We start from the raw sequence: 15,161 nt of genomic DNA on the forward strand, positions 1-15,161 counted from the left end.
CAGGCTCCACGTGTCGCCGGACAGCCCGAACCCGTCATCCGGGAGGCTGACGCACCCGCCCGTTTGGTCGCGGCCGGGTGCGCGACTCCCCGGGGAAAGGACGTCATGTCGGACAGCTCCTGGACCCGTGCTCCCGCCGTTGCCGCCGGGCGCGACCTCGTGCCGGGCCTGCTGCGCTCCCTCGACCCGCTGCTGCGCGGCTGGCTGCCCCGGCAGCGGTGGTTCGCCGGCAAGGGCCTGCCGATCGGGCGCTTCTCGCTGGCCGCCGCCACCGAACTGGTTCCCCCGGGTGGCGCACTGGGCCCGCTCGGGCTGCTGCACGTCCTGGTCGACGTGGAGCAACCCGGCCGGGCGCCGGACTGCTACCAACTGCTGCTGGGCGCCCATCCGCTGCTGCCCTCCGCCCTGGTGCGCACCGCGCTCGGCCCCGCGGTCGGCGGCCCCTACGACGGGCTGACGCTCTACGACGCCCCGCACGACCCGCGGCTGGCCGCGGCGCTGCTGGAGCGGCTGCGGCTGCCGGGCCGCACCGGCCCGCTGCGCTTCTCCACCGAGCCGAACGCCCAGTTCCCGCCGGGGCTGACCCCGCGGGTGTCCACGGCCGAGCAGTCCAACACCTCCGTGGTGTACGGCGACACCTACATCCTCAAGCTGTTCCGCCGGGTCTCCCCCGGCGCCAACCCCGACCTGGAGCTCTCCCGCGCCCTGGCCAGGGCCGGTTCGCGCCGGGTGGCCGAGCCGGCCGCCTGGTTCGAGGCGGTGGACGTGGTGTGCGGGGCCGCCGGCCAGGAGGACGGCCCGGCCGAGGGCGCGGGCGAGCCCACGACGCTCGGCGTGCTGCAGCGCTTCCTGCCCGGCTCCACCGACGGCTGGGCGCTCGCGCTCGCCTCGGTCGCCGAGGACGGCGACTTCCGGGCCGAGGCCGCGGCGCTGGGCGCGGCGACCGCCGAGGTCCACCAGGCGCTCGCCGAGGCGCTGCCGGTGGCGTCGCTGGACGGCGCCGCCGTCCAGCGGATGGCCGCCGCGATGACCCGGCGGCTGGAGGACACCGCCGCCGAGGTGCCCGCCGTGCGCCCCTACGCGAGCGCGCTGCGCTCGGCCTTCGACGACCTGGCCGAGCTCGGCGCGGGCCGGGCCGGGCGGGTGACCGTCCAGCGCGTCCACGGCGACCTGCACCTGGGCCAGACGCTGCGCGGCCCGGACGGGGAGTGGGTGCTCATCGACTTCGAGGGCGAGCCGGCCCGGCCGCTGGCCGAGCGGCGCCGCCCCGCCCCGCCGGTACAGGACGTGGCGGGGATGCTGCGCTCCTTCGACTACGCCGCCCACCACAGCGGCAACGGCCCCTGGGCCGCCCCGCACCGGGACGCCTTCTGCACCGGCTACGCCGCCGTCGCCGGCACCGACCCCCGGGAACACCCGGTGCTGATACGCGCCTTCGAGACCGACAAGGCGGTCTACGAGGCCCGCTACGAGGCCCGGCACCGCCCCGCGTGGCTGCCGATCCCGCTGTCCGCACTCGCCCGTCTCGCCACATCGGCGGGCTGACCGCACCCCCGGCCCGCCACCCGCTCCACCGCACGAGGAGGCACCTTCCGTGACCGTCCCGCCCGAGTCCCAGCGCCCCACCCCGCCGCCCGCGGACGCCACCTCCGAGGCCGCCGCCCGCGGCTACGACGCGACCACCCGGCACCCCGAGGCATCCGGCCGCGCCCCGCAGACCCGCCCTGCGGGCCGCCGGCCGCCCGCCGGGGCGCCGCTGACCGGCGGCTCGCCCGCGGCCGGTACGAGCGGCGAACGGGCAGGCGGCGGCGACCCGGCCACGGGCGGCGGCGCGAACGGGGTCATAGGCGGACGGCCTTCGGCGGGCGCTGCCGCGGCCGGCGGCACGGCGAACGGGCGGCCCGGCGGTGCGGCACCGGCCGGCGGCTCCCCTGTGGCGAACGGCGCGGCGGGCGGTGCCGCGAACGGGCAGGCCCCCGGCGGCACGGGAGGCGCATCACGGAAGGCGGGCGCGAGCGGTCAGGCGGCCCCTGCCCCGGCCCCCGCCCCGGCCGGCTCGCTCGGGCCCGACGACCGAGCCAGGCTGCTGGGCGGGACGCACCACGACCCGCACGGCGTGCTCGGCGCGCACCAGGAGGCGGGCGGGGTGCGGGTGCGGGCGCTGCGGCCGTTCGCCCTGTCGGTGGCGGTGGTGCTGGACGGCGGGGAGCGTACGGAACTGGCCGCCGAGGGCGACGGGCTGTTCTCGGGGCTGCTGCCGCTGCCGGCCGTCCCCGAGTCCTACCGGCTGGCCGTGCGCTACGACGACGGCGAGCACGTGGTGGAGGACCCCTACCGCTTCCTGCCCTCGCTCGGCGAGCTGGACCTGCACCTGATCGGCGAGGGGCGGCACGAGCAGCTGTGGAGGGCGCTCGGCTCGCAGCCGATGGTCCACCAGGGCGTGGCCGGCACCCGGTTCGCGGTGTGGGCGCCCAACGCCCGCGGGGTGCGGCTGGCGGCCGACTTCACCTTCTGGGACGGCACCGCGCTGCCGATGCGCTCGCTGGGCTCCTCGGGCGTGTGGGAGCTGTTCGTGCCCGGCGTCGGCCCGGGCACCGCGTACAAGTACGACATCGCCCGGCCGGACGGCTCGCACAAACTGAAGGCCGACCCGATGGCGCGGGCCGCGGAGGTGCCGCCGGCCACCGCCTCGATCGTCACCGACTCCGCCTACACGTGGCAGGACGGCGAGTGGATGGCGCACCGCGGGGACCTCCCCGCGCACCGGGCGCCCTTCTCCGTCTACGAGGTGCACCTGCCGTCCTGGCGGCCGGGCCTGGGCTACCGCGAGCTGGCCGAGCAGCTGCCCGCCTACGTGCGCGAACTGGGCTTCACCCACGTGGAGTTGATGCCGGTCGCCGAGCACCCCTTCGGCGGCTCGTGGGGCTACCAGGTCACCTCGTACTACGCCCCCACCTCGCGGCTGGGCTCCCCCGACGACTTCCGCTTCCTGGTGGACGCGCTGCACGCGGCCGGCATCGGCGTGATCATGGACTGGGTGCCGGCGCACTTCCCGAAGGACGACTGGGCGCTGGCCCGCTTCGACGGGGAGCCGCTCTACGAGCCGGCCGACCCGCGCCGGGCCGAGCACCCGGACTGGGGCACCCTGGAGTTCGACTTCGGCCGCACCGAGGTGCGCAACTTCCTGGTCGCCAACGCGGTGTACTGGTGCGAGGAGTTCCACATCGACGGGCTGCGGGTGGACGCGGTCGCCTCGATGCTCTACCTGGACTACTCGCGCGAGGGCGGCGACTGGGTGCCCAACGCCTACGGCGGGCGGGAGAACCTGGACGCGGTGGCCTTCCTGCAGGAGATGAACGCCACCGTCTACCGCCGCTGCCCCGGCGTCGTCACCATCGCCGAGGAGTCCACCGCGTGGGACGGCGTCACCCGCGCCACCCACCACGTCGGCCACACCGGCTTCGGCGGGCTCGGCTTCGGCCTGAAGTGGAACATGGGCTGGATGCACGACTCGCTGGAGTACATGCAGCACGAGCCGATCCACCGCAAGTACCACCACAACGAGATGACGTTCTCGATGGTGTACGCCTACAGCGAGAACTACGTGCTGCCGATCTCGCACGACGAGGTGGTGCACGGCAAGCGGGCCCTGGTGGAGAAGATGCCCGGCGACTGGTGGCAGCGGCGGGCCAGCCTCCGCGCCTACCTGGGCTTCATGTGGGCCCACCCGGGCAAGCAACTGCTCTTCATGGGACAGGAGTTCGCGCAGGGCACCGAGTGGTCGCACGACAACGGCCCGGACTGGTGGCTGCTGGACGAGACGTATCCCGCGGCCGGCGACCACCGCGGGGTGCGCGACCTGGTGCGGGACCTGAACGTGGTGTACGGGGCGACACCCGCGCTGTGGCAGTGCGACACCGACCCGGCGGGCTTCGAGTGGGTCGACGGCGGTGCCGCCGAGGACAACACGCTGTCCTTCCTGCGCCTGGACGCCGACGGCCGGCCGCTGCTGTGCGTCAGCAACTTCTCCCCCGTGGTGCGGCACGACTACCGGCTGGGCTGCCCCGAGGGCGTGTGGACCGAGGTGCTCAACACCGACGACGCCCTTTACGGCGGCAGCGGCGTGCACACCGGGGCGCCGGTCAAGAGCGAGGCGGTCGCCGCGCACGGCCGGCCGCAGAGCATCGCCCTGACCATCCCCCCGCTGGCCACGGTCTGGCTGCGGCCGGCCCCGTAGCGGTCCGGGCGGCGCCGCCGCAACCCTGCGCGGGCTGCCGGTCAGGTGCCCGCGGCCCCGGTCGGCGTGCCCGGACGCGAGCCCGCTTGCCTTGCGGTGCCAGCCGGTTCAGCGCAGCGGGTCCGCCGGGGGCGCCGGCTCGGGGGCGCGGAGCAGGAGCTGGGCGCCGGCGCCGTGCCAGCCGGCGAGCCGGCCGCGCGGCGGACGGCCCGGCACCGTGGTGCGCGCCGCCCGGCGGGCGCTCCGGGCGGCGCCCCGGGGCAGGGCCAGGCGCGGGCGGCGGCCGAGGCCGAGCAGCTGGACGTCCATCCACATCTCGTGCCGCCCGGCGGGCAACGCGCCGCCGCCCGCGACGGTGAGCGGGTCCACGACGGCCTCGGCCGACAGCACGACATGGCAGCGCCCGCCGCGCAGCGGCTCCAGGCGCGGCCGCAGGTCGTTCTGCGCGTACCAGAACTGCGCGGTCCGCGGGTCCTTGACCAGCACCTCGCCGTGCGTGTCGGCGAACGGGTCGGCGACCTCCCACCCGCGGGCGCCGGGCACCCCGTCGAGCAGCACCGGGTCGAGCAGCAGCCGGCCGTCGGCCCGGCGTGCCAGCGCCACCGGCCGGCCGCCGGCGTGCACCAGCCACACCCGCACCGGCACGACCAGCCGCCCGCGCCGCCAGCGCACGGCGCCCGTCTCGACGCGCACCCTGATCCGGGCGGTGCGGCGGGCGAGTTCGACCAGGCCGTCCAGGCGGCCGGTCTCCAGCAGGTGGGCGCGCAGGCCCGGCAGGGCCGGCAGCCCGGCCGCGACCCCGGGCGGGAACTCCTCCAGCGCGAGTCGGCGCACCAGCTCGAAGTACCGCTCCAGCTGCCGGCCGCCGCGCTGCAGCACCCGCGGCTCGGTGACCGGGCGGAGCACCTCGCGGCGGTAGGCGGGGCGCAGCATCCGGTCCTGCACCGGGCCCGGCTCGGAGCGCTCCTTGACCGCGCGGACCACGGCCCGCAGCTGCCGGTAGTAGTCCTCGGGCCCGGGCGGGCGGGTGCTGCGGGCGCGGGCGGCGGGGCGACGGTGGTAGGCGGGGTGGTCGCCGAGGACGGAGACGGTGCGGGCCAGCGGGTAGGCGCGGGCGAGGAACAGCTCGTCGGCCAGCCGCACCCGGCCCTCGGGGAACTCGATGCCGTTGTCGAGCAGGAAGGCGCGGCGGAACATCTTGTACGGGGTCAGCGTCTCGAAGAGTTCGGCGTCGCGCACCGAGCACCGCTCGCGGGTGTGCCGGAAGGCGCCCGCGGGGCCCAGCGACTCGCCGTACGCCTTTCCGAACGCGATGTCCGAGGAGTTCCGGCGGGCCAGCCGGTAGAGCCGTTCCAGCGCGTCGGGCGCCAACTCGTCGCTCTGGTCCACGAAGTGCACGTATTCGCCGCGGGCCGTCCGGACGCCGGTGTTGCGGGCTTTCCCCGGCCGCCCGGAATTCCCCAGCGCGACCACCCTGACGTGTGCGAACCTCTCGGCGATCCGGTGCAGCCCGGACAGGGAGCCGTCGGTGGACCCGTCGTCGACGTAGAGCACCTCATAGGCGTCCGCGCCGATGCTCTGCCCCGTCAGTGACGGAGCGCAGCGCTCTATCGACGCCCCGGCGTTGAATACGGGCACGACAATACTGGCCTTGAGCACCGCGGATCCCCTCCGGAGCACCGATGCGAACAGTGCTGTGCATCCAAGACCCGCGGCGGCCCGCAACAGTTGTACGCCGCGTCCCCGGCTCCGCCCGGACGGCGGCCGCTTCGGGGGCCGGGCTCAGTAGACGGACTCGGCCTCGTCCATCCGGTTCTCGGGGACGGTCTTCAGGTGGGTGACCGCGTCGGCGAGCGGGACCAGGCTGATGCGGGTGCCGTGCAGGGCGGTCATGTGGCCGAAGGAGCGGGCGTGCGCGGCCTCGACGGCGTGCCAGCCGAAGCGGGTGGCCAGCACCCGGTCGTAGGGGGTGGGCACGCCGCCGCGCTGGACATGGCCGAGGATCACCGGCCGGGCCTCCTTGCCGAGCCGGGCCTCCAGCTCGCGGGCGAGCGTGGTGCCGATCCCGGCGAACCGCTCGTGGCCGTACTTGTCGATGGCGCCGACCCCGTAGTCCATCGTGTCCTTGGCCGGGTGGGCGCCCTCGGCGACGCACACCACCGCGAACTTCTTGCCGCGCGCGAACCGCTTCTCCACCATGTCCACCAGGTCGGCCGGGTCGAAGGGCCGCTCGGGCACGCAGATGCCGTGGGCGCCGCTGGCCATCCCCGCCTCCAGCGCGATCCAGCCCGCGTGCCGGCCCATCACCTCCACCACCATCACCCGCTGGTGGGACTCGGCGGTGGTCTGCAGCCGGTCGATCGCCTCGGTGGCCACGGTGACGGCGGTGTCGAAGCCGAAGGTGCGGTCGGTGCCGTTGATGTCGTTGTCGATCGTCTTGGGCACGCCCACCACCGGCATCCCGGCGTCGGAGAGCATCCGGGCGGCGGTCAGGGTGCCCTCGCCGCCGATCGGGATCAGGACGTCGATGCCGTAGCGGCGGCACAGCTCGTCGGCGTTGTCCGCGGCCTCCCGCAGCCGGGCCCGCTCCAGGCGCGCCGAGCCGAGGATGGTGCCGCCGCGGGCCAGGATGCCGCTGACGGAGTCCAGGTCCAGTTCGCGGAAGCGCCCTTCGAGCAGCCCGACGAAGCCGTCCTCGAAGCCGATGACCTCGTCGGCGTGCCCGGTGACCGCGCGGTGGACGACGGAGCGGATGACGGCGTTGAGACCGGGGCAGTCGCCACCGGCTGTGAGGACTCCGATACGCATGGCCTGCCTCCAGGGGATCGGCGAACGGGTGTCACGGGGACGTCGGAATCAGCGTGCACTCGGTGATCCGCCCGGCGAGATAGTCGTCCACATTGCGGACGGTGGTGGCGGCGATCTCCTGTACCGCTTCCGCGGTCCAGGACGCCTGGCGCGAGGTGACCAGGACGTTGGAGAAGGCGAGCAGCCGGGCGAGCGTGTCGTCGGTCATGACCTCCAGCGACTTGTCGTAGAAGAAGACTCCTTCCTCCTCCTCGTACAAGTCCAGTCCCACCCCCGCGAACCGGCCGTCGCCCAGCGCGTCCACCAGGGCGGCGGGGTCGATCAGGGCGCTGCGACCGGTGTTGACCAGCAGCACGTCGTCCTTCAGCTCGGCGAGCCGGCGGGCGCCGAGCAGGTGGTGGGTGGAGGGCATCAACGGCACATGCAGACTGACCAGATCCGACTCCCGCAGCAGCCGGTCGAGTTCGACGTACTCCATGCCGAGTTCCTGGCACTGCGGGCTGACCGCGATGTCCCAGCCGAGCAGCCGCATGCCGAAGCCGCCGGCGATGCGGGCGAAGGCGGTGCCGATCCGGCCGGTGCCGATGACGCCCGCGGTGCGGCCGTGGAAGTCGCGGCCGAGCAGCCCGTCCAGGCGGAAGTCGAAGTCGCGGGTGCGGGAGGCGGCCCGCACCAGCCGGCGGTTGAGCGCGGCGGCCAGCGACCAGGCGAACTCGGCCACCGGATACGGCGCGGAGCGGGCGACTCGGGCGACGGTCATGCCGAGCCGCTCGGCGTGCGCCAGGTCGATGTTGTTGTAGCCGGTGGAGCGCTGCGCCACCAGCCGGGTGCCGCCGCGCGAGAGCGCCTCCAGGGCGGGAGCGTCCAGCACGGAGTCCGCGCTGGTGGACACCGCCTCGTACCCCGCGGCCAGCGGCAGCGTGTCGGCGCTCAGCGCGGTCTCCAGGCAGCGCACCTGGTGCCGCGGCGCGAAGGCCGCCTCCAGCAGGGGCCGCTCGTCGCGCTGCACACCTGTGGCCAGCACCTCCATACACCTCACCTCCTTCTCCCGCCCCGCCCTCACCCTACGGTCCGGACCTCGCACATCCCTTGGATGACACCGCGAAAGAGGGCGCGCCGGAGGCAGAATCCGTGGCTGATCCGGGGACCCGGCGGGCAGGCGCGAAGAGGGGGCGTTACCGTCGGGACGGGGGCGGTCGGACCCCCGCACGCCCAGTGCAACGTATCTCGGAGGAACCGGGTGACCCGCAGTGTCTATGTGACGGGGATCGGCCGCGGCGACGGCCGGCAGGTCGTCGAACTCGGGGTGACCGAACTGCTCACCCGGCAGGTCGACCGCCTCGGCGTCTACCGTCCCCTGGTGCACGACGCCCCGGACCGCATCCTGGAGCTGCTGCGCACCCGCTACCGCCTCACCCAGAAGGAAGACAGCGTCCTCGGCCTGGGCTACGAGGAGGCCGCGGCGCTGCAGGCCGACCGCGGCCAGGAGGCGCTGACCGCCCGCCTCGTGGAGGGCTACCTGCGGGTCGCCGAGGAATACGACACCGTCCTCATCCTCGGCTCGGACTTCGCCGACACCAACCTGCCGGCCGAACTCGGCGTCAACGCCCGCCTGGCCAACGAGTGCGGAGCCTCGGTGCTGGTGGTGATAGGGGGCCGCGACCAGAGCGCGGACTCCGTGGTCGCCGAGGTCCGCAACGCCCACCACGCCTACACCAACCTGGGCTGCGACGTGATAGCGATGGTCGCCAACCGGGTGGACCCCGCCGAGGTCGGCCCGGCCGCCGAGCAGCTGCGCCGCACCCTGGACGTGCCCGTCTACGTGCTGCCCGAGGAGCCCGCCCTCACCGCGCCCACCGTCCGGCAGATCGTGGAGACCCTGGACGCCGAGGTGCTGCTGGGCGACGAGGCGGGGCTGTCCCGCGACGCCATGGACTTCGTCTTCGGCGGCGCCATGCTGCCCACCTTCCTGCCCGCCCTGACCCCGGGCTGCGTGGTGGTGACCCCGGGCGACCGGGCCGACCTGATCGTGGGCGCCCTGGCCGCGCACTCGGCCGGCTCCCCGCCGATCGCCGGCGTGCTGCTCACCCTGGACGAGCGGCCCGGCCCGCAGATCCTCGCCCTGGCCGACCGGCTGGCCCCCGGCACCCCGGTCCTCGCGGTGCCCACCGGCTCCTTCCCCACCGCCGCCGAGCTCTTCGGCCTGGACGGCAAGCTCGGCGCCGGCACCCCGCGCAAGGCCGAGACCGCGCTCGGCCTCTTCGAGACGCACGTGGACACCGCCGAGCTGACCGAGCGGCTGTCGGTGGCCCGCTCGCCGAGGGTCACCCCGATGATGTTCGAGCACGCCCTGCTGGAGCGGGCCCGCGCCGACAAGCGGCGGATCGTGCTGCCGGAGGGCACCGAGGAGCGCATCCTGCGGGCGGCGGAGGTGCTGCTGCGCCGCGGAGTGTGCGACCTGACGCTGCTGGGCGACCAGGACGCGATCCGCAAGAAGGCCGGCGACCTCGGCATCGCCCTGGACGACCCCGGCCTGGAGCTGATCGACCCGCACACCTCGCCGCTGCGCGACCGCTTCGCCACCCTCTACGCGCAGCTGCGCGCCCACCGGGGCGTCTCCCGCGAGCTGGCCTACGACGTCGTGGCCGACGTGTCGTACTTCGGCACCCTCATGGTCCAGGAGGGCCTGGCCGACGGCATGGTCTCCGGCGCCGTGCACTCCACGGCCGCCACCATCCGCCCGGCCTTCGAGATCATCAAGACCCGCCCGGACGCGGCCATCGTCTCCTCGGTGTTCTTCATGTGCCTGGCCGACCGGGTGCTGGTCTACGGCGACTGCGCGGTCATCCCGGACCCGGACGCCGCGCAGCTGGCCGACATCGCCGTCCAGGCGGCCGGCACCGCCGCCCGGTTCGGGGTGGAGCCACGGGTGGCGATGCTGTCGTACTCCACCGGCACCTCGGGCACGGGTGCGGACGTGGACAAGGTGCGCGCGGCCACCGACCTGGTGCGCGAGCTGCGGCCGGAGCTGATGGTGGAGGGCCCGATCCAGTACGACGCGGCCGTCTCCCCGGTGGTCGCGGCCGCCAAGCTGCCCGGCTCCACGGTGGCGGGCCAGGCGACGGTGCTGATCTTCCCCGACCTCAACACGGGCAACAACACCTACAAGGCGGTGCAGCGCTCGGCCGGGGCGGTGGCCGTCGGCCCGGTGCTGCAGGGGCTGCGCAAGCCGGTGAACGACCTGTCCCGCGGGGCACTTGTACAGGACATTGTCAACACGGTCGCGATCACCGCGATCCAGGCGCAGGGTGATGAGCTGTGACCACTCAAGCGGACCCGACCGCCCCGAACCGGGTGCTGGTGCTCAACTCCGGCTCCTCGTCGGTGAAGTACCAGCTGCTCGACATGGGCGACCACGGCCGGCTCGCCTCCGGCCTGGTGGAGCGGATCGGCGAGGAGGGCGGGGTCGCCGACCACGGCGAGGCGCTGCGGCAGGTGGCGCGCCGGCTCGCCGACCAGGGCGTCGGCCTGGACTCGCCGGCGCTGGCCGCCATCGGCCACCGGGTGGTGCACGGCGGCACCCGGTTCACCGAGCCCACCGTGATCACCGACGAGGTGCTCGCCGAGATCGAGAAGCTGGTGCCGCTGGCCCCCCTGCACAACCCGGCGAACATCACCGGCATCAAGGTCGCCCGCGAGCTGCGCCCTGATCTGCCGCAGGTCGCCGTCTTCGACACCGCCTTCCACTCCACCCTGCCGGAGGCCGCCGCCCGCTACGCCATCGACGCGGCCACCGCCGACCGGTTCGGCATCCGCCGCTACGGCTTCCACGGCACCTCGCACGCCTATGTCTCGCGGGCCACCGCCGAGCTGCTCGGCCGCCCGGTGGCCGAGGTCAACACGATCGTGCTGCACCTGGGCAACGGCGCCTCGGCGTCGGCGGTGCGCGGCGGGGTGTGCGTGGACACCTCCATGGGCCTGACCCCGCTGGAGGGCCTGGTGATGGGCACCCGCTCCGGCGACATCGACCCCGCGGTCGTCTTCCACCTGCAGCGGGTGGGCGGCATGGGCACCGAGGAGATCGACACCCTGCTCAACAAGCGCTCCGGGCTGCTCGGCCTGTGCGGCGCCAACGACATGCGCGAGATCGGCCGCCGCATCGGCGAGGGCGACCGGGACGCCCGGCTGGCCTTCGACGTCTACGTGCACCGGCTGCGCCGCTACGTCGGCGCCTTCACCGCGGTCCTCGGCCGGGTGGACGCCATCGCCTTCACCGCCGGGGTGGGCGAGAACTCCGCGGCGGTGCGGGCCGCGGCGATGAGCGGCCTGGAGCATCTGGGCATCGAGCTCGACCCGGTGCACAACGCGGTACGGGCCTCGGGCCCCCGGGTGGTCTCCACCGCCGCCAGCCGGGTCGCGGTGGCGGTGGTGCCCACCGACGAGGAGCTGGAGATCGCCCGTGACACCTACGCGCTGGCCCGGAGTTGACCGCCCCCGCGCCGGCCCCGGACCATGGCTCAGCCGGCAAGCCCCCAGATAATTCCGGAGCGGAACAAACCGATAGGATAGCGCCCATGCGCCGAGCCAAGATCGTCTGCACCCTGGGTCCCGCCGTCGACTCCTACGAACAGCTGAAAACGCTGGTCGAGGCCGGTATGAACGTGGCCCGCTTCAACTTCAGCCACGGCAGCCACTCCGAACACGAGGAGCGCTACCACCGGGTCAGGAAGGTGGCCGAGGAGACCGGCCACGCGGTCGGCGTCCTCGCCGACCTGCAGGGACCCAAGATCCGGCTCGGCAAGTTCGTCGACGGGCCGGTGGAGCTGGTGGCCGGCGACGAGTTCACCATCACCACCGACGACGTGCCCGGCGACAAGTCCATCTGCTCGACCACCTACAAGGGCCTGCCCGGCGACGTCTCGCAGGGCGACCCGGTCCTGATCAACGACGGCAATGTGGCGCTGCGGGTGATCGAGGTCGAGGGCACCCGGGTGCGGACCCTGGTGGTCGAGGGCGGCGTGGTCTCCGACCACAAGGGCATCAACCTGCCCGGCGCGGCCGTCAACGTGCCCGCGCTGTCCGACAAGGACATCGAGGACCTGCGGTTCGCGCTGCGGATGGGTGTGGACATGGTGGCGCTGTCCTTCGTGCGCGACGCGAAGGACGTGCGGGACGTGCACCGGGTGATGGACGAGGAGGGCCGCCGGGTCCCGGTCGTCGCCAAGGTGGAGAAGCCGCAGGCGGTGGCGAACATGGAGGACGTCGTCCTCGCCTTCGACGCCGTGATGGTGGCCCGCGGCGACCTGGCGGTGGAGTACCCGCTGGAGCAGGTGCCGGTGGTGCAGAAGCGGCTGATCGAGCTGTGCCGGCGCAACGCCAAGCCGGTGATCGTGGCGACCCAGATGATGGAGTCGATGATCACCAACTCCCGCCCGACCCGCGCCGAGGCGTCCGATGTCGCCAACGCGATCCTGGACGGCGCCGACGCGGTGATGCTCTCCGCGGAGTCCTCGGTCGGCAAGTACCCGATCGAGACCGTCAAGACGATGTCGCGGATCGTGGTGGCCGCCGAGGAGGAGCTGCTGCGGCGCGGGCTGGAGCCGCTGGGCGCCGACAAGAAGCCGCGCACCCAGGGCGGCGCGGTGGCCCGCGCGGCCGCCGAGCTGGCCGACTTCCTGGACGCCAGGACGCTGGTGGCCTTCACCAAGTCCGGTGACACCGCCCGCCGGCTGGCCCGCTACCGGGTGCCCGTGCCGGTGGTGGCCTTCACCAGCGACCCCGCCACCCGCAATCAGCTCGCGCTGACCTGGGGCGTGGAGACCTTCGTGGTGGAGCACGTGAACACCACCGACGCGATGGTCGAGCTGGTCGACCGGGAGATGCTCAAGCTGTCGGAGTACGCCAAGGGCGACACCGTCATCATCACGGCCGGCTCCCCGCCCGGCGTCCCCGGCACCACGAACCTGGTCCGCGTGCACCACCTGGGCGACTGACCGCCGGTACCCGCGGAAGAACTGCGGCCGCCTGGTCCCCTCGCGGGGGCAGGCGGCCGTTCGCACGCACGGGTGAGGGCCCTTGCCGGCCCCGTCGGCCCGCTGCGGGCGGAGCCTGCGTCAGGGCCGGTCCGGTCAGGGCTGGCCGGGCAGGACCTGCATGCCGGGCACGTGGAGGTCGCCGCCGAACTGGCCGGCCTGCACGACGGTCACGTCGGTGAAGAACAGCTCGGGCAGGGTCAGCGGCGGCGGCGCCTTCGGGGTGAAGGTGATGGGGATCAGGCCCAGCAGGTTGCCGCTGAGCGACTCGGTGTACATCGTCACCGTGCCGTTGCGGATCGTGGAGGTGGACCCCTTGGCCGCGCGGACCTCGGTGTGGGTGTTGCCGGGGCCGACCACGAACTGGTCCAGGTCGCCGATGTCCACGCCGGTCGCGGTGAACTTCAGCACGTCCTTGACTGAGCCGCCCGCGGTGCGCACCTGCACGATGCCGTCGTAGTTGAGGCCGTGCAGGGTCAGCACGCTGCTCTTGAGCGTCCAGGGCTGGTCCGGCAGCAGGGGTATGCCCGGCTCGGTCTGCGCGTCGGCGAGCGCCTTGGCGTCGTACACCGGGCAGGGGTAGGACTGCGGGTCGCCGGAGCCGCCCGTGCCGCCGCTGCCGTCCGTGGCGCTCGGCGAGGCCGTGGGGCTGCCCGTGGGGTCGGCGAGGGCCTTGGCGGCCTTCTTGGCGGCCTCGGAGGCGCCCTTGACCGCGTCCTTGACCGGGGCGTGGGTCGCGGTCGCCTTCGGGGTGGCCGACGGCGAGGCGTGCGTGCCGGTGGGCGACGGGTCGGGCGCGGGCGGCGTGGTCGTCGGGTCCGGCCTCGGCGCGGTGGTCGTCGGCGCCGGGGTGGCGGTGGGCTTGCCGCCGCCGAGCAGGCCGCTCAGCAGGCCGCCCAGGCCCAGCGGGTCCTTCGGGTCGACCGACTTCGTCGGGGTCGGCGCGGCCGTGGTGGGCTGCTGCGTGGGCGCCTTGGTGGCGCTCGGGCTGTCCTTGGCGGCGGGCTTGCCGTCCGCCTGCGCGCTCGGGCTCGTCGTCGGCTTCGGCGTGTCCTTCGCCGTGCCGGCGCCGTCCTTGCCGTCCTTCTCCGCGCCCTTGGCCGCGTCCCCGGCCGTGCTCGCGGCGTCCTTGCCCGCGTCCTCGGCGCCCTTGCCGTCCTTCTTGCCGTCCTTTCCGGCGTCCTTGCCGGTGGCGCTCGGGGACGGGGTGTCGGACTGCGTGACGCACGGGCCCGGCTTGAAGGCCGGGTTCTTCGGCTCGTCCGCCTGCGCCAGGTGGGGCGTCAGGCCCATGCCCATCAGGACGGCGGTGGGCATGGCGGCCAGCGCCACCGCCTTGCCGGCGGGCACGTGCAGCTTGGTCAGCAGGGACTTGCGGGGAGCCGCGTGGCGCGGCCCCGAGGCCGCCCTGGCGCGCGGCCCCTCGCTCGCGGCCGGCTGAGCTTCGTCACCCAGCACGGTGCCTCCCGTTCTCCTTGGTCGTCTCTTCGTCGGGGTGTCCGCCGGCCAGCACCGGCTCCTCGCCGCGCTCGGCACCCGAGCCCTGCGCGGGCAGGAAGGGATCGCGCGGCAGGGCCGGCTCCTGCTCGCCCGGCTCGCCGGGCACCGGGGTGCCGTCCGGCAGTTCGGCCTTCTCGCCCGGCTCGTCGGCCCGTCTGCCGGGCGCCCAGGAGACGGCGAGCGCGCCGCCGAGCAACGCGGGGAGGTAGCCCATCAGGAAACCGCCGACGTTGGACACCGGCAGCGAGACCAGCGCCAGCAGGATCGTCGCCACCCCGGCGAAGATCCGCACCGCGGACTGCAGCCACATGGTCAGGCCGAGGACGAACAGCAGCACGCCGATGATGAGCGAGGCCGACCCGGTGGTCGTGGACATGCGCACCGTCAGCTGACCGATGGTGAGGTGGGCGTACGGGAAGTACGCGATGGGGAGCCCGGAGATGAGGGTGAGCAACCCCGCCCAGAACGGCCGGGTCCACCGCCAGTGGCGAAAGACCAGGCGTCCGTAGCGGATGCGGGCCCGCAGTCCGGTCGACTCGGCGCTCATGGACAACAGCTCCCTGGAACTGACTTGGCACTGGCGT

10 protein-coding genes are annotated in these 15,161 nt (G+C 74.2%); 5 read left to right on the top strand and 5 right to left on the bottom strand.

Annotated features, from left to right (window positions below; genetic code table 11):
* The first annotated feature begins 105 nt into the window (after positions 1-105).
* The gene (locus BLR33_RS06770) at positions 106-1,545 is read left to right on the top strand and encodes a maltokinase N-terminal cap-like domain-containing protein (protein ID WP_093783367.1); all 1,440 of its coding nucleotides are present in this window, start codon (positions 106-108) and stop codon (positions 1,543-1,545) included.
* 49 nt (positions 1,546-1,594) lie between these two features.
* Positions 1,595-4,237 carry a 1,4-alpha-glucan branching enzyme gene (gene glgB, locus BLR33_RS06775; RefSeq protein WP_093783368.1) on the top strand — a complete coding sequence of 881 codons (2,643 nt, stop codon included), beginning with the start codon at positions 1,595-1,597 and terminating at the stop codon, positions 4,235-4,237.
* A 108-nt stretch (positions 4,238-4,345) separates the two neighbouring features.
* Here the strand turns inward: glgB and BLR33_RS36900 are convergent, their stop codons facing one another.
* The 3 genes from BLR33_RS36900 to BLR33_RS06790 all read right to left on the bottom strand — a co-directional run bounded on the left by BLR33_RS36900 (position 4,346) and on the right by BLR33_RS06790 (position 8,075).
* Entirely contained in the window at positions 4,346-5,875 is a 1,530-nt protein-coding gene (locus tag BLR33_RS36900; RefSeq protein WP_143031651.1) for a glycosyltransferase family 2 protein, read from the bottom strand.
* A gap of 144 nt (positions 5,876-6,019) precedes the next feature.
* Entirely contained in the window at positions 6,020-7,045 is a 1,026-nt protein-coding gene (locus tag BLR33_RS06785; protein ID WP_093783370.1) for an ATP-dependent 6-phosphofructokinase, read from the bottom strand.
* A 31-nt stretch (positions 7,046-7,076) separates the two neighbouring features.
* Entirely contained in the window at positions 7,077-8,075 is a 999-nt protein-coding gene (locus tag BLR33_RS06790; RefSeq protein ID WP_093783371.1) for a 2-hydroxyacid dehydrogenase, read from the bottom strand.
* A 210-nt stretch (positions 8,076-8,285) separates the two neighbouring features.
* Here BLR33_RS06790 and pta point away from each other — a divergent pair, with 210 nt between their 5' ends.
* The 3 genes from pta to pyk all read left to right on the top strand — a co-directional run bounded on the left by pta (position 8,286) and on the right by pyk (position 13,038).
* Positions 8,286-10,367: a phosphate acetyltransferase gene (gene pta, locus BLR33_RS06795; RefSeq protein WP_093783372.1), complete on the top strand. Its 2,082-nt coding sequence runs from the start codon at positions 8,286-8,288 to the stop codon at positions 10,365-10,367.
* Positions 10,364-11,533: an acetate kinase gene (locus BLR33_RS06800; protein ID WP_093783373.1), complete on the top strand. Its 1,170-nt coding sequence runs from the start codon at positions 10,364-10,366 to the stop codon at positions 11,531-11,533. The genes pta and BLR33_RS06800 overlap by 4 nt, the downstream gene beginning before the upstream one ends.
* A gap of 86 nt (positions 11,534-11,619) precedes the next feature.
* Positions 11,620-13,038: a pyruvate kinase gene (gene pyk / locus BLR33_RS06805; RefSeq protein ID WP_093783374.1), complete on the top strand. Its 1,419-nt coding sequence runs from the start codon at positions 11,620-11,622 to the stop codon at positions 13,036-13,038.
* Positions 13,039-13,173: 135 nt separating this feature from the next.
* On the opposite strand, the gene BLR33_RS35095 is transcribed toward pyk, so the two are convergent.
* Both BLR33_RS35095 and BLR33_RS06815 read right to left on the bottom strand, forming a co-directional pair.
* Complete coding sequence (locus BLR33_RS35095) at positions 13,174-14,535, bottom strand: hypothetical protein (protein WP_093783375.1); 1,362 nt, start codon at positions 14,533-14,535, stop codon at positions 13,174-13,176.
* The gene (locus tag BLR33_RS06815; protein ID WP_093783376.1) at positions 14,525-15,124 is read right to left on the bottom strand and encodes a DUF6114 domain-containing protein; all 600 of its coding nucleotides are present in this window, start codon (positions 15,122-15,124) and stop codon (positions 14,525-14,527) included. Before BLR33_RS06815 ends, BLR33_RS35095 begins: the two co-directional genes overlap by 11 nt.
* Positions 15,125-15,161: the final 37 nt, after the last annotated feature.

The organism is Actinacidiphila guanduensis, assembly GCF_900103985.1.
GTDB classification, from domain to species: domain Bacteria; phylum Actinomycetota; class Actinomycetes; order Streptomycetales; family Streptomycetaceae; genus Actinacidiphila; species Actinacidiphila guanduensis.

What these genes read in the sequence shown, in the direction of transcription:
- BLR33_RS06770 (WP_093783367.1), top strand. Translation starts at nt 106, where the DNA reads ATGTCGGACAGCTCCTGGACCCGTGCTCCCGCCGTTGCCGCCGGGCGC.
- pyk (WP_093783374.1), top strand. Translation starts at nt 11,620, where the DNA reads ATGCGCCGAGCCAAGATCGTCTGCACCCTGGGTCCCGCCGTCGACTCC.
- BLR33_RS06815 (WP_093783376.1), bottom strand. Translation starts at nt 15,124, where the DNA reads ATGAGCGCCGAGTCGACCGGACTGCGGGCCCGCATCCGCTACGGACGC.
- BLR33_RS06785 (WP_093783370.1), bottom strand. Translation starts at nt 7,045, where the DNA reads ATGCGTATCGGAGTCCTCACAGCCGGTGGCGACTGCCCCGGTCTCAAC.
- BLR33_RS06790 (WP_093783371.1), bottom strand. Translation starts at nt 8,075, where the DNA reads ATGGAGGTGCTGGCCACAGGTGTGCAGCGCGACGAGCGGCCCCTGCTG.